Annotated in this window: 18 protein-coding genes; 9 read left to right on the top strand and 9 right to left on the bottom strand. The window is 53.1% G+C overall.

What is annotated here, in order from left to right:
• Positions 1–54: 54 nt before the first annotated feature.
• Entirely contained in the window at positions 55–372 is a 318-nt protein-coding gene (hspQ, locus tag F0Q32_RS00845) for a heat shock protein HspQ (protein ID WP_108474540.1), read from the top strand.
• Positions 373–439: 67 nt separating this feature from the next.
• Here the strand turns inward: hspQ and F0Q32_RS00840 are convergent, their stop codons facing one another.
• Positions 440–1,333, bottom strand: coding sequence for a LysR family transcriptional regulator (locus tag F0Q32_RS00840; RefSeq protein ID WP_149461549.1), 894 nt, complete (start codon positions 1,331–1,333; stop codon positions 440–442).
• A gap of 137 nt (positions 1,334–1,470) precedes the next feature.
• Here F0Q32_RS00840 and F0Q32_RS00835 point away from each other — a divergent pair, with 137 nt between their 5' ends.
• The gene (locus F0Q32_RS00835; protein WP_149461548.1) at positions 1,471–2,448 is read left to right on the top strand and encodes a nitronate monooxygenase family protein; all 978 of its coding nucleotides are present in this window, start codon (positions 1,471–1,473) and stop codon (positions 2,446–2,448) included.
• 59 nt (positions 2,449–2,507) lie between these two features.
• Here F0Q32_RS00835 and F0Q32_RS00830 read toward each other — a convergent pair whose 3' ends face one another.
• Positions 2,508–2,921, bottom strand: a complete 414-nt coding sequence (locus F0Q32_RS00830; protein WP_188016811.1) for a CoA-binding protein — start codon at positions 2,919–2,921, stop codon at positions 2,508–2,510.
• A 168-nt stretch (positions 2,922–3,089) separates the two neighbouring features.
• On the opposite strand from F0Q32_RS00830, the gene mgsA reads away from it, so the two are divergent.
• Complete coding sequence (mgsA, locus tag F0Q32_RS00825) at positions 3,090–3,548, top strand: methylglyoxal synthase (RefSeq protein ID WP_149461546.1); 459 nt, start codon at positions 3,090–3,092, stop codon at positions 3,546–3,548.
• A gap of 34 nt (positions 3,549–3,582) precedes the next feature.
• Here the strand turns inward: mgsA and helD are convergent, their stop codons facing one another.
• A complete protein-coding gene (gene helD / locus F0Q32_RS00820; protein ID WP_149461545.1) occupies positions 3,583–5,637 on the bottom strand; it encodes a DNA helicase IV in 2,055 nt (684 codons plus the stop codon).
• A gap of 120 nt (positions 5,638–5,757) precedes the next feature.
• Here helD and F0Q32_RS00815 point away from each other — a divergent pair, with 120 nt between their 5' ends.
• Positions 5,758–6,204, top strand: a complete 447-nt coding sequence (locus tag F0Q32_RS00815; protein WP_149461544.1) for a YccF domain-containing protein — start codon at positions 5,758–5,760, stop codon at positions 6,202–6,204.
• Between the two features lie 18 nt (positions 6,205–6,222).
• Positions 6,223–8,349 carry a YccS family putative transporter gene (gene yccS / locus F0Q32_RS00810; RefSeq protein WP_149461543.1) on the top strand — a complete coding sequence of 709 codons (2,127 nt, stop codon included), beginning with the start codon at positions 6,223–6,225 and terminating at the stop codon, positions 8,347–8,349.
• Here the strand turns inward: yccS and F0Q32_RS00805 are convergent.
• Positions 8,346–8,969, bottom strand: a complete 624-nt coding sequence (locus F0Q32_RS00805) for a TfoX/Sxy family DNA transformation protein (protein WP_149461542.1) — start codon at positions 8,967–8,969, stop codon at positions 8,346–8,348. The two genes, yccS and F0Q32_RS00805, sit on opposite strands and share 4 nt — an antisense overlap.
• 208 nt (positions 8,970–9,177) lie before the next feature.
• On the opposite strand from F0Q32_RS00805, the gene sulA reads away from it, so the two are divergent.
• Together sulA and ompA are read left to right on the top strand one after the other, a co-directional pair.
• Positions 9,178–9,687 carry an SOS-induced cell division inhibitor SulA gene (gene sulA, locus F0Q32_RS00800; RefSeq protein WP_149461541.1) on the top strand — a complete coding sequence of 170 codons (510 nt, stop codon included), beginning with the start codon at positions 9,178–9,180 and terminating at the stop codon, positions 9,685–9,687.
• A gap of 351 nt (positions 9,688–10,038) precedes the next feature.
• The gene (gene ompA / locus F0Q32_RS00795) at positions 10,039–11,088 is read left to right on the top strand and encodes a porin OmpA (RefSeq protein WP_149461540.1); all 1,050 of its coding nucleotides are present in this window, start codon (positions 10,039–10,041) and stop codon (positions 11,086–11,088) included.
• A 68-nt stretch (positions 11,089–11,156) separates the two neighbouring features.
• Here the strand turns inward: ompA and matP are convergent, their stop codons facing one another.
• Positions 11,157–11,609, bottom strand: coding sequence for a macrodomain Ter protein MatP (matP, locus tag F0Q32_RS00790; RefSeq protein WP_149461539.1), 453 nt, complete (start codon positions 11,607–11,609; stop codon positions 11,157–11,159).
• 183 nt (positions 11,610–11,792) lie between these two features.
• Here matP and F0Q32_RS00785 point away from each other — a divergent pair, with 183 nt between their 5' ends.
• Both F0Q32_RS00785 and fabA read left to right on the top strand, forming a co-directional pair.
• On the top strand, positions 11,793–13,556 hold the full coding sequence (locus F0Q32_RS00785; protein WP_149461538.1) for a Lon protease family protein: 1,764 nt from the start codon (positions 11,793–11,795) through the stop codon (positions 13,554–13,556).
• A 69-nt stretch (positions 13,557–13,625) separates the two neighbouring features.
• Positions 13,626–14,144, top strand: coding sequence for a bifunctional 3-hydroxydecanoyl-ACP dehydratase/trans-2-decenoyl-ACP isomerase (gene fabA, locus F0Q32_RS00780; RefSeq protein WP_010429339.1), 519 nt, complete (start codon positions 13,626–13,628; stop codon positions 14,142–14,144).
• Between the two features lie 57 nt (positions 14,145–14,201).
• On the opposite strand, the gene rmf is transcribed toward fabA, so the two are convergent.
• The 4 genes from rmf to pqiA form a co-directional block, all read right to left on the bottom strand.
• Entirely contained in the window at positions 14,202–14,369 is a 168-nt protein-coding gene (gene rmf / locus F0Q32_RS00775) for a ribosome modulation factor (protein WP_015965056.1), read from the bottom strand.
• Positions 14,370–14,624: 255 nt separating this feature from the next.
• Positions 14,625–15,188: a membrane integrity-associated transporter subunit PqiC gene (gene pqiC, locus F0Q32_RS00770; RefSeq protein WP_149461537.1), complete on the bottom strand. Its 564-nt coding sequence runs from the start codon at positions 15,186–15,188 to the stop codon at positions 14,625–14,627.
• Positions 15,185–16,825: an intermembrane transport protein PqiB gene (pqiB, locus tag F0Q32_RS00765; protein WP_149461536.1), complete on the bottom strand. Its 1,641-nt coding sequence runs from the start codon at positions 16,823–16,825 to the stop codon at positions 15,185–15,187. The genes pqiC and pqiB overlap by 4 nt, the downstream gene beginning before the upstream one ends.
• A 4-nt stretch (positions 16,826–16,829) precedes the next feature.
• Entirely contained in the window at positions 16,830–18,083 is a 1,254-nt protein-coding gene (pqiA, locus tag F0Q32_RS00760; RefSeq protein ID WP_149461535.1) for a membrane integrity-associated transporter subunit PqiA, read from the bottom strand.
• Between the last annotated feature and the right edge of the window lie 5 nt (positions 18,084–18,088).

The following is an 18,088-nucleotide window of genomic DNA, read 5'->3' as shown; positions in this document are numbered from 1 at the left end:
AAGCGAAACAACGACCACATATTGTATGTAGTTAATGTTTCCCGGGAGGTGACTATGATTGCCAGCAAATTCGGTATCGGCCAACAGGTCCGTCATTCCTTATTAGGGTATCTGGGCGTGGTTGTCGATATCGACCCGGAATACTCACTTGATGAACCTGAGCCCGATGAACTGGCGGCAAACGATGAACTTCGTATGCTGCCGTGGTACCACGTGGTCATGGAAGATGAAGACGGTCAGCCGGTTCACACCTATCTGGCTGAAGCACAGTTGAGTGGTGAAGTGCGTGAAGATCATCCGGAACAACCTTCGATGGATGAGCTGGCGCGTACTATTCGCCAGCAGCTTCAGGCGCCGCGACTGCGTAACTAACCCCCCGCTACACACCCTAATCACACCGTTCACTTGCGTGAGCGGTGTTTTTTTTACACTAATTCGGTCATAACGCCTGCAACACGCTTTCCAGCCATTGCGCAAATACCCTTACCTTCTGCGGCAGATGCCGATGCGGGTAGATAAGCGATAACTTACGCGATGGGCAGGGAAAATTCGGCAGTACCTCGACCAACTGCCCGCTATCGATATAGGGCTGTAAGAAGAAATTCATCCCCTGCAACAATCCGAGCCCGGAAAGACCCGCCGAAATATAGACCTCGGCATTATCCAGAATCAATCGCCCCGGCAGAACGCGTTCTTCGACGCCCTGAGACGTCGTAAAGTGCCAGGGCACGATCTCGCGATTATTGCTGACAATCCAGTTAATGGCCTGATGATGACGCAGATCGTCAAGCGTCTGCGGCGTGCCATGCTGCGCAAGATACCCTGGGCTGGCGCAGGTCATTCTCCTCACCTCGCCCATCGGGCGCGCCATATAGTCGCCGTCATCAAGCTTCCCGACGCGCAGCATGCAGTCCAGCCCCTCGCGCAGCATATCGCGCCGTACATCGCTACCGGTGAGGATAATCTCAAGGTCAGGGTGTTCGGCATAAAATTCAGCGAGCCGGGGAACCACCAACTGACGAGCAAAGGCAACCGGCATATCGACGCGCAGCTGCCCGTGTAATGGGCGGTCAGGCGCAAATGATGCCAGGAGTTCATCGGCCTGATACAACAAAGGTTTGCTACGGCGGTAAAACTCTTCGCCTTCCGAAGTTAACGCGATGCGCCGCGTGGTGCGCTGAAGTAAGCGGACGCCGCATTGCGTTTCCAGTTGCTGCACCGCTTTAGTGACCGCCGGGCGATGCAGTTCCAGGTTTTCCGCCGCTTGTGTAAAGCTTCCGGCGTCGACTATTTCCATGAATATCTTAATATTTTCAAACAGATTCAATTGCATGTGCGATGACCGTCGCCAGTTTTTATTGTTACTAATTTAATAACAGTGAATAACTTTTTTCACTATTTTTATGAACAATAAATCGCTATACACTCCCTCCCACACCAGAATTGAGTTCGTGACGGGGAAATAAGATCATGAAAACGAATCGTATCTGCCAGATTTTAGGCATTGAAAAACCGGTTATTCAGGGCCCACTCTCGTGGTTAACCGATGCGCGTTTGGTTGCCGCCGTAAGCAATGCCGGCGGGCTGGGGGTTTTGGGGCCAAACGCAGGTCTTACCGCTGAAACGGCGGTCTCTACCCCGCAAGAAACCGCCGAGAAAATGCGCGAAGAGATCCGCAAAACCAAGCGATTAACCGAAAAGCCGTTTGCCGTGAATCTTATCCCTTCACCGCAGAACGACATCTGGACGCCGGGCATCCTGAAGGTTGTCAAAGAAGAAGCGGTGAAAGCCGTGGTCTATACCGGCTATGGTGAAGGCGCGATTATTCCTGCGCTGTTTGCTGAGCTAAAAGCCGCCGGCATTGCCATTATTTATCGTGATATCAACCCTACGCCCGCCAACAGCCGTGAAGCGGAACGCGCTGGCGCGGATATCATCGTAGCGACCGGTTTTGACGAAGGCGGAACCCTGCCTGCCACCGCGTTGGGCACCTTCTCCATCGTCCCGATGATCGTCGATGCTGTAGAAAACGTGCCTGTACTCGCCGCCGGGGGGATTGTTGATCAACGTACAGCCAGAGCCGCCCACGCATTGGGCGCGGAAGGTGTCTTCGCGGGTTCAGTGTTTATCAGCACGCTGGAAAACCGCGTACCGCAATCGATTAAAGAAAAAATTGTCGCGGCAAACGGGCTGGATTTAAGTCTGTTCCGTACCCTGCCGGACTACTACCGCTCTCTGCCGGGGAAACTGACCGAGAAACTGGTCGCTATGGACAAGTCCGGGGCCAGTAAAGAGGAGATTGGCCACGCGATGGGCGGGCTTCGTGGCTTGCGGTTGGGTATGCTGGAAGGCAATACGGATGAAGGTTATATCTCACTGGGAACCGGGATTGGCGGCATTAAAGCCGTTGTCAGCGTCGCCGACGTGGTGAATGCGCTGACCGTTTAACGGCGTTCTGTACGCAGGAAAATCAGAGACCGCCCGAGTGTTCCACCGGGCGGAATCAATTATTTCGCCAGCCCCAGACGCGGAATTTCAATCGCCGGGCAGCGATCCATCACGACACTAAGCCCCGCATTGCGCGCCAGCACGGCCGCCTGTTCGTTAATCACGCCCAGCTGTAACCATAGTACTTTTGCCCCTATGGCTACCGCTTCCTGCGCCACGCCCCAGGCCGCTTCTGAGTTACGGAAAACATCAACCATATCGATTTTTTCCGGCACATCCGCAAGCGTTGCGTAGCCCTTCTGACCCAGCAGTTCTTTACCCGCCACTTTTGGCGAGACCGGTATCACGCGGTAACCCTGATCCAGCAAATATTTCATCACCCGATAGCTTGGGCGATCGGGTTTGTCACTTGCGCCAACCAGCGCAATGGTGCGCGTAGTGTTCAAAATGTCTGCAATATCACTTTCAGTCATCATTATCCTCCTGGCCTTTGCGCTAAGTGTACGTCAATCCGCCCAGGCCAGCCATAAACGCGCGCACTGCCGCCAATTTCACCACTCATCATATTTTTTACCCTTAAAGCTTGCAGCAGTATTCCCATCCAGTAATCTGTCTGCATTTATTGATCAGGATATTACGCTATGGAACTCACCACTCGCACACTGCCTGCGCGCAAACACATTGCGCTGGTTGCCCACGACCACTGCAAAGATATGCTTATGAAATGGGTCGATCGCCACAAAGCTGTGCTGGCACAGCACGCGTTATCGGCGACCGGCACGACCGGAAACCTGGTGGCGCGCGCCACAGGTCTGGAAGTGAATGCGCTATTGAGCGGCCCGATGGGCGGCGATCAGCAGGTTGGCGCGCTCATCTCTGAAGGGAAAATTGATGTGCTGATTTTCTTCTGGGACCCGCTAAACGCCGTGCCGCACGATCCGGACGTCAAGGCGCTGTTGCGTCTGGCGACCGTCTGGAACATTCCGGTCGCCACCAACGCCTCAACGGCCGATCTCATTATTCAGTCGCCGCATTTCAGCGACCCGGTAGATATTTTGATTCCGGATTATCAGCGTTATCTGGCCCATCGTCTGAAGTAATTCATCAACCCGGCGATCACGCCGGGTTTCTTTTTCACGGTTTACGCGCCACCGGTACATCCAGCTGTTTAAGCATGTCGACAAACGGCGATGGATTCTCTTTATTGAACATCAACCACACGCGGTGTCGGGCGCGGGTCATCGCCACGTACAGCAAACGACGTTCTTCGGCGTCGATAAAATCCTCCGGCTCCGGCAGCAACGCGTGTTCCATGATGGATTCCCGCGCAGGTGCAGGGAAGCCATCCTGCCCCTCCTGCAAACCCAGCACAATCACGTAATCCGCCTGCTGACCTTTACTGGCATGCACGGTCATAAAATCGATATTCAGCTTCGGCCAACGGGTGGCGGCTTTTTCCAGTGCAGGTGGTTTCAGATGGTGATACCGCGCCAGCACCAGAATACGCTGATCCGCGGTGACATAACCGCTTAGCTTATCAAACAGCGCATCAAGCTGATCATCCGGCAACAGGGTAACCGCCTTTTTATCACCGGCCGTCAGGCTGTTTAATGGCTTATGCAATTGGTGCGGGTTTTGTTGAATAAAGCGGTTGGCTATCTGACCGATGCGACCGTTGAAGCGATAGGTGGTATCCAGCGCGCAGTTATCGCCCTCACCGAAATAGTGCGTAAAAGCAGTGGTAAGAGACAACTGTGCACCGCTGAAGCGATAAATTGCCTGCCAGTCATCCCCCACGGCAAACAGCGTAGTGTGTGAATTCTGCTTACGTAGCGCTGCCAGCAAGGCCGCACGCTGTGGGGAGATATCCTGAAACTCATCGACCAGAATGTGTTTCCAGGGGCTGACAAAGCGCCCTTTTTCCAGCACGTTAATGGCCTGATGAATCAGCCCGGAGAAATCCACCGCGTTCTCTTCTTTTAGCGCGGTTTTCCACGCTTTCAGCAGCGGGGCCATCAGCTTAACGCGCTTGCCGAACAGTTCACGAACCTCTTCCGGCGCGTTGTCGATCATCTCGGCCTGCGTACCACCATGCATGCGCATCAGGCTAACCCAGCGGTCCAGTCGACTGCCCATCCGTTTGAGGATCTTCGCATCGTTCCAGAAATTGTCTTCGCCAACCTCCCAACCCATTTCTTCCTGCAACCATAAGCGCCAGCCCTTGGCCTGGGCTTTTTTCTCTTTGCACTGCTGCTGCCAGCAGTCGGTGAAAAGTTTGTAGCGGGCGGCGGTGTCATTTTCCAGTCTGCTGACCACCGGCACTTTTTTACTGCCTTGCTGAATGATGTGTAACGCCAGGGAATGGAAGGTTCGCGCGGATATCGCATCCGTACGCAGACGCTCCTGTATACGCTCATCCATCTCCTGCGCCGCTTTGCGCCCAAACGCCAGCAGTAAAATTTGCTCTGCTGCCGCTTCACCGCGTGTCATCAGCCAGCCTGCGCGCGCCACCAGCACCGACGTTTTACCGCTACCTGCGCCCGCCAGCACCAGCAGCGAGCGTTCACCGTTCACCACCGCACGCGCCTGCGAATCGTTAAGCGGTGAGGATTCAACCTGTTCGAAGTAATCGGCGTACTGCTCCAGCATCGAGTCGGTATAGCGCTGATTATGCGCCTGACGGCTGGCTTCCACATCGTTAAGCCAGGCCTGGCACTGTTGCCACGCCTCGCGACAATTGTCGAAGCTGTCCAGACGACTCACCGGCACCGGCAAACCTTCCAGCGCATGCAAAATCCGCTGACGGATAATCGCAGTCTGCTGGCGGGTAAGCCATTTCCCGGCGTCGTTATTGTCAGCAATTTCCGCCAGCAGTTGCTGTAACACATCGGCGGAAATGTCGCTCATCTCCTGGCTCCATGCCTGCCAGCGGGTGATTAAGTGACGATGAAAACGTTGAGTTTCGCCCCATTCTGTACCGTGCAGACGGACAACTTTATCTTCAGGGAGGACAAATTCCAGCTCACCCCACACTAAACCGCGCTTGCAGTTAATCGACAACAATTGATTAAAAGGAATGAGATATTCATGCTGTTCGCCCGATACCTTAACCCCCGCGTTGAGAAGCTCAACCCGATCGTAAGGATGCTGCGCCATGCGCCTGCCCAATGTTGTCGCTCTTAATTCCATCTTCGCCGAATCCTGACTTTTTCGATATCACACAGTGTAACCGCCAGAGAATAGGTGCTCCAGCGCAAAAAAACGTTACAATTACCCGGACTTATTATTCACAGGCCGCACAGAGGATTTATGCGTACCGTTCTGAATATTTTAAATTTTGTATTAGGTGGTTTTGCTACAACCTTAGGTTGGCTGGTAGCAACGTTCTTTAGTGTCATTTTTATTATCACCCTGCCGCTCACCCGTTCCTGCTGGGAGATAACCAAACTGTCGCTGATCCCTTACGGCAACGAAGCGGTGCATGTTGATGAGCTTGAGCCGCAGTCGAAAAACAGCGTGCTGAATGCGGGGGGCACCGTGCTCAATATCGTCTGGCTGGTGCTGTTTGGCTGGTGGCTGTGCTTGTCGCATATCGCGGTAGGTATCACCCAATGCATCAGCATCATCGGGATTCCGGTGGGCATCGCCAACTTCAAAATTGCGGCGATTGCGCTGTGGCCAGTTGGCCGTCGCGTAGTACCGGTTGAAGTGGCTCGCGCCGCGCGCGAAGCCAATGCGCGTCGTCGCTTTCAGTAATCGGGGCTGATTATCTTTATGTTAAGTCCCCTGCTACGCCGCTATACATGGAACAGCGCATGGCTTTATAACGTCAGGATTTTTATCGCCCTGTGTGGCACCACGGCGCTGCCGTGGTGGCTCGGCGATTCAAAACTGACCATTCCATTAACTCTCGGCGTCGTTGCGGCGGCGCTGACCGACCTTGACGATCGTTTAGCTGGACGTCTGCGTAATCTGGTCATTACGCTAATCTGCTTCTTTATTGCTTCCGCATCCGTCGAATTGCTCTTCCCCTGGCCATGGCTGTTTGCGCTGGGGCTGACGGTATCGACTACCGGGTTTATTCTTTTAGGTTGCCTGGGGCAGCGCTACGCCACAATAGCCTTTGGCGCGCTGCTGATTGCCATCTATACCATGCTGGGCGTTTCCCTCTATTCCCAGTGGTATCAGCAACCGATGCTGCTGATCGCCGGCGCTGTCTGGTATAACCTGCTAACCCTCACCGGGCATCTGATTTTCCCGATCCGTCCGTTACAGGATAATATCGCCCGTACCTACGAACAGCTGGCACATTATCTGGAACTGAAATCACGTCTGTTCGATCCAGACATTGAAGACGAAAACCAGGCTCCGCTGTATGAACTGGCACTGGCAAACGGCAAGCTGATGGCGACGCTCAACCAGACCAAAACCTCGTTGCTGACGCGTCTGCGCGGCGACCGTGGCCAGCGCGGGACGCGTCGCACACTGCACTACTACTTTGTGGCGCAGGATATCCACGAGCGGGCCAGCTCCTCGCATATTCAGTATCAGACGTTACGCGATACTTTCCGCTACAGTGACGTGATGTTCCGCTTCCAGCGTCTGCTTTCTATGCAGGCGCAGGCTTGCCAGCAGCTTTCGAAAGCGATTTTGCTGCGTACGCCTTACCAGCATGACAGCCGTTTTGAGCGGGCGTTTACCCATCTGGATGCCGCGTTAGATCGCGTCCGGGGAAGTGGTGCGTCACCAGAACAGATGAAAGCGTTGGGCTTTCTGCTTAATAACCTGCGGGCGATTGACGCACAGCTGGCCACTATCGAATCCGAACAGGCGCAAGCCCAGGCAAAAAGCGAAACGGAAACCCTGCTCGCCGATGACGGCCTGCACGGCTTTAGCGATATTCGCCTGCGTCTGAGCATGAATATGTCTCCGGAGTCTGCCCTGTTCCGCCACGCGGTAAGAATGTCGCTGGTGCTTTGCGCCGGGTATGCATTTATCCAGCTTACCGGCCTGAACCACGGTTACTGGATTTTGCTCACCAGCCTGTTTGTCTGCCAGCCAAACTACAACGCCACGCGCCATCGTCTGGCATTGCGTATTATCGGTACACTGGTCGGCGTGGCGCTGGGTATTCCTGTTCTCTTGCTGGTGCCGTCGCTGGAAGGGCAACTGGTGCTGATTGTGATAACCGGGGTGCTGTTCTTCGCCTTTCGTAATGTCCAATACGCCCACGCCACGATGTTCATTACCCTGCTGGTGCTGTTGTGCTTCAACCTGCTGGGAGAAGGCTTTGAGGTAGCGCTGCCGCGCGTTATCGATACGCTGATCGGTTGTGGTATCGCCTGGTTCGCTGTCAGTTTTATCTGGCCGGACTGGAAGTTCCGAGATCTCCCTCGGGTGCTTGCCCGTGCAGTGAATGCGAACTGCCGCTATCTGGATGCGATTCTCGAACAGTATCATCAGGGACGCGACAACCGTCTTGCCTATCGTATTGCCCGCCGCGACGCACATAATCGCGATGCTGAACTGGCGTCGGTCGTATCAAATATGTCGACGGAACCCAAGGTCACCAATGAGATGCGAGAAACAGCATTCCGTTTGTTGTGCCTGAACCATACGCTCACCAGCTATATCTCCGCGCTCGGCGCACACCGTGAAAAGCTCACTAACCCGGATATCCTGGCCCTGCTGGACGATGCCGTGTGCTATGTCGACGACGCTTTCCATCATCTGCCTACGGATGAAGATCGTGTTCAGGAAGCGCTGGTTGGGCTGGCGGAACGCATCCGCCATCTTGAGCCACGCCCGGACAGTAAAGAGCCGCTGGTTGTGCAACAAATCGGCTTGCTGGTTGCCCTGCTACCGGAAATTTGCCGTCTGCAGCAACGCGTGCTCGCTTAATCGACCTGGGCGGGCGTGTGGATGTTCAACGCGCTTGCCCAGTCAATCAACTCATCGCGTCGGCTCAAAGGAACGGCTGCAGCGTGAACGCCGGTCAACGCCCCTTCGAGCGATAATATAAACCCTACGCTCAGATTCTCGCGCAGACGGCGTAATTTCGCCCACGCGTCTTTTGCGCCTAACTGGCGTAAATCGGCCACGTTTTTGATTCCCGCCTCAGCCATTAATAACTCCATATGGAAGGAGAGATTGGGTAAGTCCTTCAGTCGCTGTGAAACCTGACGACCGTTTTTCTCTCGCAGTGCGTCTTTTAATGAAAGCTTACTTAAGCGCAGCAATAATTTGTGGTTCTGCCATAAGGTTTCATCAACGTGAAAATAGTTAAGTTGCAGTGGGCCGCCTCTCTTCTTAAGCGTTAAGAGTGGCGTTTTCTCTTTACGTTGATAAACAGCCGTTTCTTCACAAGCCCTCAAATACAGTTCTCCTTCTGAGACCATGGCAAACACCGTGTTGTTTACCGAGAGGCTATAGCCCCCAAAGAGCGATCGGGAACGCACGACCCCAAGCGGCGCAAGATATTCCTGGGATTGATAAATCCGTTTATATGATATTTTTTTCATGATTATCCTTTACTAATCATGTGGTTGCAAACATTGGAACTGTTAATAGATCCGGTAATGAGCAACATAAGTAACTTCCGTCGACACGGCAAGAACTGTGTGAATTTGGTGTGCGAATTTGCGAGTCGCTTTCAGAAAATGGGGTTGATCTTTAGTGTCAGGGGTAGTACTGTATATTCATACAGTAACCCACAAGGTTGGATGAGCTATGTATACATCTGGTGTTGTAAATCGTTCTTCTGTCGCGGCTGCGTCTGCGACTCATCACAGTTTCGCGTCTCCTGTACAGGCCTCCCCTGCCCTGGTAAGCGAGGTGGTTTATCGCGAAGATCAACCCATGATGGCGCAGTTACTCCTGCTGCCTTTATTACAACAGCTCGGTCAGCAATCGCGCTGGCAGCTGTGGCTTACGCCTCAGCAAAAACTGAGTCGCCAGTGGGTTCAGGCTTCCGGTCTACCATTATCCAAAGTCATGCAGCTTCGCCAGATGTCCTCGTACAACATGCTTGACGCCATGGAGCGCGCATTACGTACAGGGAACTATAGTGTGGTTATCGCCTGGGTGGCGGAAGAATTGTCGGAGCAGGAACATGCCCGCTTGATGAATGCGGCCGAGGAAGGAAATGCCATGGCGTTTATCATGCGCCCGGTTAACTCTTCCTCTCATCCAGCAGGACAACTGAATGGGCTAAAAATTCACTCAAATTTGTATCATTAAAAGAAATTAGGAATTTTCCTGGAAATTTTTTTGCGCTCTCGTTAAGAGCATGTTTCAGGAGCTGAAATTCCTGAGAACGCTGATGTGATGCGGTTCTCAGAATTTTATCTCGCATAAATTCTAGCCGTAAATGTTAAATATTGTGTATACAACCCCTTTTTTTTCATATGCCTGACGGAGTTCACACTTGTAAGTTTCCAACTACGTTGTAGACTTTACATCGCCAGGGGTGATCAGCTTACGCCGCAGAGATCTGCTGAGTAATTAATAAGTCACGCCCCCGGTGAAGGATTTAACCGTGAGTCTTTTAGATTTTCATGGCAAATTTTGGATGATAACGAGGCGCAAAAAATGAAAAAGACAGCTATCGCGATTGCAGTGGCACTGGCTGGTTTCGCTACCGTAGCGCAGGCCGCTCCGAAAGATAACACCTGGTATGCTGGTGCTAAACTGGGTTGGTCTCAGTTCCACGATGTCGGTAACAACCAGATCGACAACAACGGTCCGACCCATGAAAGCCAGCTGGGCGCAGGTGCCTTCGGTGGTTATCAGGTTAACCCGTACGTTGGTTTCGAAATGGGTTATGACTGGTTAGGCCGCATGCCGTACAAAGGCAGCGAGCAGAACGGTGCTTTCAAAGCTCAGGGCGTTCAGCTGACCGCTAAACTGGGTTACCCAATCACTGACGATCTGGACATCTACACTCGTCTGGGTGGTATGGTTTGGCGTGCAGACGCTAAAAACAACACCGGCTTCAAAGACCACGACACTGGCGTATCCCCAGTATTCGCTGGCGGCGTTGAATACGCGGTTACCCGTGACATCGCTACCCGTCTGGAATACCAGTGGACTAACAACATCGGTGACGCGAACACCGTTGGTGGTCGTCCGGACAACGGCCTGCTGAGCGTAGGTGTTTCCTACCGTTTCGGCCAGCAGGAAGATGCAGCTCCAGTAGTTGCACCGGCTCCGGCTCCGGCTCCAGAAGTACAGACCAAACACTTCACTCTGAAGTCTGACGTTCTGTTCAACTTCAACAAAGCAACTCTGAAACCAGAAGGCCAGCAGGCTCTGGATCAGATGTACAGCCAGCTGAGCAACCTGGATCCGAAAGACGGTTCCGTAGTTGTTCTGGGCTTCACTGACCGCATCGGTTCTGACGCTTACAACCAGGGTCTGTCCGAGAAACGTGCTCAGTCCGTTGTTGATTACCTGATCTCTAAAGGTATTCCTTCTGACAAAATCTCTGCACGTGGCATGGGCGAATCCAACCCGGTTACTGGCAACACCTGTGACAACGTGAAAGCTCGCGCTGCACTGATCGACTGCCTGGCTCCGGATCGTCGCGTAGAGATCGAAGTTAAAGGTATCAAAGACGTTGTAGCTCAGCCGCAGGCTTAAGTTATCGTCTTATGAAAAAACCCCGCATTGCGGGGTTTTTTTTTGGCCTGAACAAAAGGTTTAAACGATTATTCTTTGCCTAATAGCGCCTGTAGATCCTGCTTCAGGGTGCTCATCTTCGAGGCATATTTCTCTTTGTTTTCCGCGTCTTCGATCAACTGCACAATGGTTTCTGATAAGGTTTTGCCGCGTCGCTGAGCCAGACCTGCCAAACGCTGCCAGACGGCGAATTCCAGATCTATCGACTTCTTACGCGTATGCTGATGTTCGGCGTTAAAATGACGTTTACGGCGCGCACGAATTGTTTGCTTCATGCGATTCACCAGGCCGGGATTGATATTCTGCGCAATCCACTCATTCACCTGTACCGGGTCGTGCTCAAGTTTCAGCAGGAGATCAACCGCTTCCTGCGCGGCGCTGGTTTCAATGTAACGGGTGATCGGTTCGCCTTCCCGGTGCTTCTTCACCAGGTACTTCCACTTCCACCCGCTCTCAAGATTTTCCAGTTGTTGATATTTCATTGCGATCCCAAGGTGACCGTGTAACTCTTTTCAGGATATCAGTTTTTTGCCAATGTGCTGAGAAGAAATCTGTGAGTGTGAAAACAATGTCGGCGATATCAGAATAACCGCCCTATTCTCCGTGAGCTTCCCTGCGGCATAAGGTATAATCTCGCGCTTTACATCTGACTAAAAATAGCGACTTTGACCATAAATACTCTTTCCCGGCGCGACCTTGCCCCTGCGACTGATGCATACCAGGCGCTATTTACCCTGCCTGAAATCTCGTCAGTTAATGAATCCTTATTCAGCGAGCTGCAGGCTCGCTTGCACTATGCTCTGGAGCAGTTTCTGCACCCTCAGGGCGTCAGCGACTTTTTACTGGTGAAAGCGCCAGAAGAAAAAGCGTACCTGCAACTGCTTAACAACACGACCCACGCCTTGCGTGGTGATTCAGCGTCTCGCCTGACCGGCGTGAACTATTCCATCGCCGCAGGCCAGGTCAGTGTCTCTCCGGCAACGTCGCCGGACGATAATTTCGCAAGCTCTGGCCCGGTCATTTTTGCCGACTGGGTGGAAGCCGAGCAGCTGTTCGGCTGCGTGCGTCAGTTTAATGGCGATATTTCGCTTCAGCCTGGTCTGGTGCACAAAGCCAACGGTGGCGTGCTGATTCTCTCTCTGCGCGCCTTACTGGCTCAGCCCCTGTTGTGGATGCGTCTAAAATCGCAGGTGACCCAGCAGCGTTTTGAGTGGCTCTCCTTTGATGAGTCACGTCCGTTACCCGTCACGATCCCTTCCATGCCGCTGTCGCTGAAGGTGATGCTGGTTGGCGATCGTGACGCGCTGGCCGATTTCCAGGAAATGGAACCTGAGCTGGCGGAAAAGTCACTCTACTGCGAGTATGAAGACAATTTGCAGCTCACCGATGAAGAGACCATCAAACAGTGGTGTCAGTGGGTTCAGCTGGTCGCGCGTGATGCAAACCTGCCGATGCTCGCGGCCGATGCCTGGCCGCGTCTGATTCAGGAAGGCGCTCGCTACACCGGCGATCAGGAAACGCTGCCGCTTTGTCCGCTGTGGATAAGCCGTCAGTTGCGCGAAACCGCGCCGTTCTGTGAAGGTGAAACCATTGGCGACGAGCAGCTCAAAACCATGCTTGAGCAGCGTCAGTGGCGTGAAGGTTATCTGGCCGAGCGGATGCAGGACGAGATCCTGCTTGAGCAGATTCTCATTGAAACAGAAGGTGAATGTATCGGGCAGATTAACGCCCTGTCGGTGATTGAATTCCCTGGTCACCCTCGCGCCTTTGGTGAACCTTCTCGTATTAGCTGCGTTGTGCATATCGGCGACGGCGAATTCACAGATATCGAACGCAAGGCCGAGCTTGGCGGTAACATTCACGCTAAAGGCATGATGATCATGCAGGCGTTTCTGATGTCGGAACTCGAACTCGATCAGCAAATCCCGTTCTCCGCATCATTAACCTTCGAACAGTCTTACAGCGAAGTGGATGGCGATAGCGCGTCCATGGCTGAGCTGTGTGCCTTGATAAGCGCCCTTTCCGGCGTACCTATCAATCAAGGCATTGCCATCACCGGTTCCGTCGATCAATTTGGACGCGCTCAGCCGGTTGGCGGTTTGAATGAAAAAATCGAAGGCTTCTTTGCTATCTGTCTACAGCGCGGCTTGAACGGTAAACAGGGCGTGATTATTCCCAACGCCAACGTGCGCCATTTAAGTCTGTCAGTGGAAGTGCAGGAAGCGGTTGAAGCCGGACAATTTTCTATATGGGCGGTCGATGATGTGACCGAGGCCCTGCCGCTTCTCACCCAGTTAAACTGGGATGCTGAAGGGCAGACGAATTTGTTGCAAACGATTCAGGAACGTATCGCGCAGGCCTCACAGCCCGACGCGCGGCATCGTTATCCGTGGCCGTTGCGCTGGCTGGGCTGGTTCAATTCGAACTGATCGGACTTGTTCAGCGTACACGTGTTAGCTATCCTGCGTCCCGAACTCAAAATAAGGCTTACTGAAAACATGGTAGATAAACGCGAATCTTATACAAAAGAAGATCTTCTTGCCTCTGGTCGCGGTGAACTGTTTGGTGCGAAAGGCCCGCAGTTACCAGCCCCTAGCATGCTGATGATGGATCGTGTCGTTAAAATGACCGAAACTGGCGGCAATTTTGATAAGGGCTATGTTGAAGCAGAACTCGATATCAACCCGGATCTGTGGTTCTTCGGCTGCCACTTCATCGGTGACCCGGTGATGCCAGGCTGTCTGGGTCTGGACGCCATGTGGCAGCTGGTAGGCTTCTATCTTGGCTGGCTTGGCGGTGAAGGCAAAGGCCGTGCGCTGGGCGTGGGTGAAGTGAAATTCACCGGTCAGGTACTGCCGACCGCGAAGAAAGTGACCTACCGTATTCACTTCAAGCGCATCGTTAACCGCCGTCTGATCATGGGCCTGGCGGATGGCGAAGTACTGGTTGATGGTCGTCTTATCTATACCGCTAACGACCTGAAGGTTGGGTTGTTCCAGGATACTTCTGCGTTCTAAGACTCCGCATTAACGCGAAACCTCCGCATCGCGGAGGTTTCTTCTAAAGAGACAGCGTCAGGCGATAACTGTCCTGTCCTCCATGGCTTCTCGCCAGCCTCCGAGCCAGTGTGAACGTTGATTTAACGTCTGGTAAGGACAAATTTCTTTCGACTTACCGGCAATACCGGCCTGATACCCACGCTGATGTGCCCGTTCCAGGCGATCTCGTTTTTGTCTCTTCATGCCTCGTTTCCCTCATTACTTTTATCTGGTGGAAATGAAAACAGTGATTACAAAGTGTGCAACCACACATTACGAATAACCTGAATCATCACTATCGTCAATGCGCAAAATTCACGCCAGTGTCATATTTGTGAGCTATCTACGAGTTCATTTGTACAAAAAATGTGAGGCGGGACAACTAACCTGCTGAGCATAAAAACAAAAAAAACGCCGTGGGTTTTACACCCACGGCGGTCTTAGCATGATTAATTCTACTTATAGTTGCTGATTGACAGAGCGGGCAATAGAGACCGCTTCCTGGCTCCAGGCTTGCGCCAGCATTTTCACCATCTCATCATAACCATCTTTCTGTTGCGCCAGTTCAATGTGGAACGGACGCTTAATCAGTTGTCCCTGATGGTTCAGCAACCATTCACCGCTGACAATGACCTTGCCATCATAGCGCCCATGGAACCCATTCACCGACACGTTAAGCGTATCCTGATCGTGGCCCAGAGGTTGCGAAGCAATCACCCAACCTGGCAACTGGTTGCTCAGGTTGGCGATGAGCGTGGTACGTAGCTGTTGGTCAAGCGGGCTGGCCCACAGGTTATTGCTGGCAATCACATACTGTACGTCGCTGGTCTGATACACCACGCCGCTCCCGGCGAGGAAATCCGGAACGGTAACCTGCTCTACCCATAACAGGTGTTGACCGGCACTGGCGCTGTTTTGCACCGTGCCTTTGTCCACTGGCAACTGGTAGTAGGTTTTATTCTCACCGCTACTGCTACAGGCTGCCAGCAGGCAGGCCGCCGCCAGCACTATCCATTTTTTCATTGTTTCGCCCTCTTAGGCTCTGGATCTTTTTTATCCTTCGCTTCAAACACCAGCGCGTTACTCTTCTCGTTCAGCGTTTTCAGAACCGGTTGCAGCTCACGCAATACCTGATCCAGACGTTGCATATCCGCGACCATCTTGTTGTAAGCGGCCGAGCCCGGCTGGAAGCCCTGCATACTGCGATTCAGCTCGCGCAGCGTTTTCTGCATGTCTTCCGGCAACTGCTGCATAGACTGGCTGGCCGTTATCTTATTCAGATTATCCAGCGTCGTTTGCAGCTGACGCATCGTGCGCTGGCTTTCGGTCAACGTATTGGTTGCCTGCTCAATCATCGGATTCAGCGGCAGGTTGTTGAATTTGTCCAGCGTATCCATCAGACGCTGCTGAATCTGCGCCAGACCACCACTTACGGTTGGGATAATCTGATAACCGCTAAACTCACGGATACCGGTCATCTGCGGCTCTTTCGGATAGAAGTCCATGTCTACATACAGCGCGCCGGTCACCAGGTTGCCCGTTTTAAGCGAGCCGCGCAGGCCACGTTTCATCAGCTCTTCAAGATGTTTGCCCAAATCCGGGTGCTCGCCCAGCTGATTTGCCAGACGTTCTGGTTCGATACGGATCAGCACCGGAATACGATAGTCGTTATTCAGCGCCTGACGCAGACCTTTCACATCAAACGGCACCTGACCGACCGTCCCCAGGCGAATACCGCGGAACTCAACGGGCGCGCCGGGTTGCAGGCCACGTACGGAATCTTTGAAGAACATCAGGTAATCAAGATGCTCGGTATAGAGAGAGTCCTGAATACTTTTTTGATCGTCATAGAGGCGGAAAGCGCTCTTTTCTGTTACCGGCTGACCGAGATCCAGCCCTTCCGGCACGTCAAAACTGACACCACCGCTAAACAGCGTGGTGAGCGAACCCATCTCTACGCGCATCCCGGCAGAGGTGAGATCGACCGCTACACCGCTGTCTTTCCAGAAGCGAACATTACTGGTCACCAGACGATCGTTTGGCGCAGTGATAAACAACTGATAGCTGATCGTCCGCTTCTGCGCATCAAAGGTGCTGGTTTCGACAGATCCGACACGGTAACCACGGAACAGAACCGGATCGCCCGGATTCAACTGCCCGGCTTTTTTACTGTCGAGGATCACGCGGATACCTTTGGCATCCGGCGGCGCCAGCGGCGGCTGATCCAGCAACTGATAATCTTCCTGTTGACCGCCTTTATTACCGGGCTGCAACTCGATATACGCGCCGGAGAGTAAGGTACCCAGCCCACTGATACCTTCACGCCCAACCTGCGGCTTCACGACCCAAAAAACGGAGTCTTTGTGCAACAGTTTCTCCATGCCGGCATTCAGGCGTGCTTTAATTTCCACGTGCGTAAGATCGTCCGTCAGCGTAGTGCTTTCCACCACGCCCACGTCAACGCTACGACTTTTAATCGTGGTTTTACCGCCTTCAATACCTTCGGCATTGGTGGTGATGAGCGTCACCTCCGGCCCCTGGTGGCTATAGTGGTAAAACAAGATCCATGCACCAATCAGCGCAGTGACAATCGGGAAGATCCAGACCGGAGACCAGTTCTTCACCTTCTGCACTTTGGCCTCCCCACTCTTCGTTTCCATGCTATTACGATTCCTCATGGCTTGATTCCGGATCCCGATCCCACGACAGTCGAGGATCAAAGGTCATTGCGGAAAACATGGTCATTATCACGACCAGCGCAAACATCAGTGCGCCCATCGCCGGGTAGATATTCATCAGTCCGCCCATTCTTACTAATGCAGAAAGCACTGCGATGACAAACACATCAATCATCGACCAGCGCCCTACGAATTCCACCACTTCATAAATCAGATGCATGCGCTCGCTGTCACGACGGCCATGCCCTTTCGCATCCCAGCAGAGCCACGCGATAGCAATCATCTTCAGCGTAGGCACCATAATACTGGCAATAAAAATGACCATTGCCACCGGGTAGGAGCCTTCACTCCACAGCAAAATCACCCCGGCGAGAATCGTCGAAGGCATTTTGTCGCCCAGCAGATCGGTAATCATGATCGGCAGAATATTCGCCGGAAGATAAAGAATGATAGAAGTCACCAGCAGCGCCATCGTCCATTGCAGGCTGTTTTTGCGGCGCACGTATCCTTTTGAATGACAACGCGGACAAACGTGTTCATCGGCAGGCAAAATCGCGGTGCAACACGCGCATGAACGCAGCCCCTGGCGAATCCCCGTTACACCGGGCTGAGGTTCAGTTTGAAGCACCGGCATCGGGGCAATGTCGTCCCATAACCAGCGGCGATCGACGCACTGAAAAGTGCGCAATTGCAGGAGGCAGAAAAGACACCAGGGAATGAAACTGCTGCCAATACCAATATCACCGTAGGCCATCAGCTTCACAAAACTGACCAGCACCCCAGCGAGAAAGATTTCTGCCATGCCCCAGGATTTTAAGTGGAAGAGGATTCTGGCCAGATAGGCTTTCACACGAACCGGCATTTTTACCCGATTCACCAGCAATAAAATGGTGACCAGGCAAAAAGCAGGCACGAGCTGGACAAACAGCATAAAGAAGGTGCCCAGGCTGGCGTAATCTTCGGTAAACAGCACGCGCGGAATTTCCAGCAGCTCAATTTCACTGTTAACCCCCGCCACCTTCATGTAAATGAAGGGGAAGAGATTAGCCAGCACCAGCATGAAAAGCGCGACAATGGCATAAGCAGTGGGACGGGTTCTCGGCTCGTCCCATACGGTGGTCAGCGTCGTGCCGCAGCGTGGGCACTCCGCTTTATGTCGATGTTCAAGGTGCGGCAACGCCACCAGCATGTCACATTGACGGCACAGAATATGCCGCGCGGCATGATGTTGATCGCACATGAAAA

The organism is Pseudocitrobacter sp. 73 (genome assembly GCF_008369545.1).
Classification (GTDB): Bacteria; Pseudomonadota; Gammaproteobacteria; order Enterobacterales; family Enterobacteriaceae; genus Pseudocitrobacter; species Pseudocitrobacter vendiensis.
Note: the sequence above shows the minus strand (reverse complement) of the source record. Positions and strands in the feature narration are given on the sequence as shown.

Coding starts and splice junctions, on each gene's coding strand:
- hspQ (WP_108474540.1), top strand. CDS start 55: ATGATTGCCAGCAAATTCGGTATCGGCCAACAGGTCCGTCATTCCTTA.
- F0Q32_RS00840 (WP_149461549.1), bottom strand. CDS start 1,333: ATGCAATTGAATCTGTTTGAAAATATTAAGATATTCATGGAAATAGTC.
- F0Q32_RS00835 (WP_149461548.1), top strand. CDS start 1,471: ATGAAAACGAATCGTATCTGCCAGATTTTAGGCATTGAAAAACCGGTT.
- F0Q32_RS00830 (WP_188016811.1), bottom strand. CDS start 2,921: ATGACTGAAAGTGATATTGCAGACATTTTGAACACTACGCGCACCATT.
- mgsA (WP_149461546.1), top strand. CDS start 3,090: ATGGAACTCACCACTCGCACACTGCCTGCGCGCAAACACATTGCGCTG.
- helD (WP_149461545.1), bottom strand. CDS start 5,637: ATGGAATTAAGAGCGACAACATTGGGCAGGCGCATGGCGCAGCATCCT.
- F0Q32_RS00815 (WP_149461544.1), top strand. CDS start 5,758: ATGCGTACCGTTCTGAATATTTTAAATTTTGTATTAGGTGGTTTTGCT.
- yccS (WP_149461543.1), top strand. CDS start 6,223: ATGTTAAGTCCCCTGCTACGCCGCTATACATGGAACAGCGCATGGCTT.
- F0Q32_RS00805 (WP_149461542.1), bottom strand. CDS start 8,969: ATGAAAAAAATATCATATAAACGGATTTATCAATCCCAGGAATATCTT.
- sulA (WP_149461541.1), top strand. CDS start 9,178: ATGTATACATCTGGTGTTGTAAATCGTTCTTCTGTCGCGGCTGCGTCT.
- ompA (WP_149461540.1), top strand. CDS start 10,039: ATGAAAAAGACAGCTATCGCGATTGCAGTGGCACTGGCTGGTTTCGCT.
- matP (WP_149461539.1), bottom strand. CDS start 11,609: ATGAAATATCAACAACTGGAAAATCTTGAGAGCGGGTGGAAGTGGAAG.
- fabA (WP_010429339.1), top strand. CDS start 13,626: ATGGTAGATAAACGCGAATCTTATACAAAAGAAGATCTTCTTGCCTCT.
- rmf (WP_015965056.1), bottom strand. CDS start 14,369: ATGAAGAGACAAAAACGAGATCGCCTGGAACGGGCACATCAGCGTGGG.
- pqiC (WP_149461537.1), bottom strand. CDS start 15,188: ATGAAAAAATGGATAGTGCTGGCGGCGGCCTGCCTGCTGGCAGCCTGT.
- pqiB (WP_149461536.1), bottom strand. CDS start 16,825: ATGGAAACGAAGAGTGGGGAGGCCAAAGTGCAGAAGGTGAAGAACTGG.
- pqiA (WP_149461535.1), bottom strand. CDS start 18,083: ATGTGCGATCAACATCATGCCGCGCGGCATATTCTGTGCCGTCAATGT.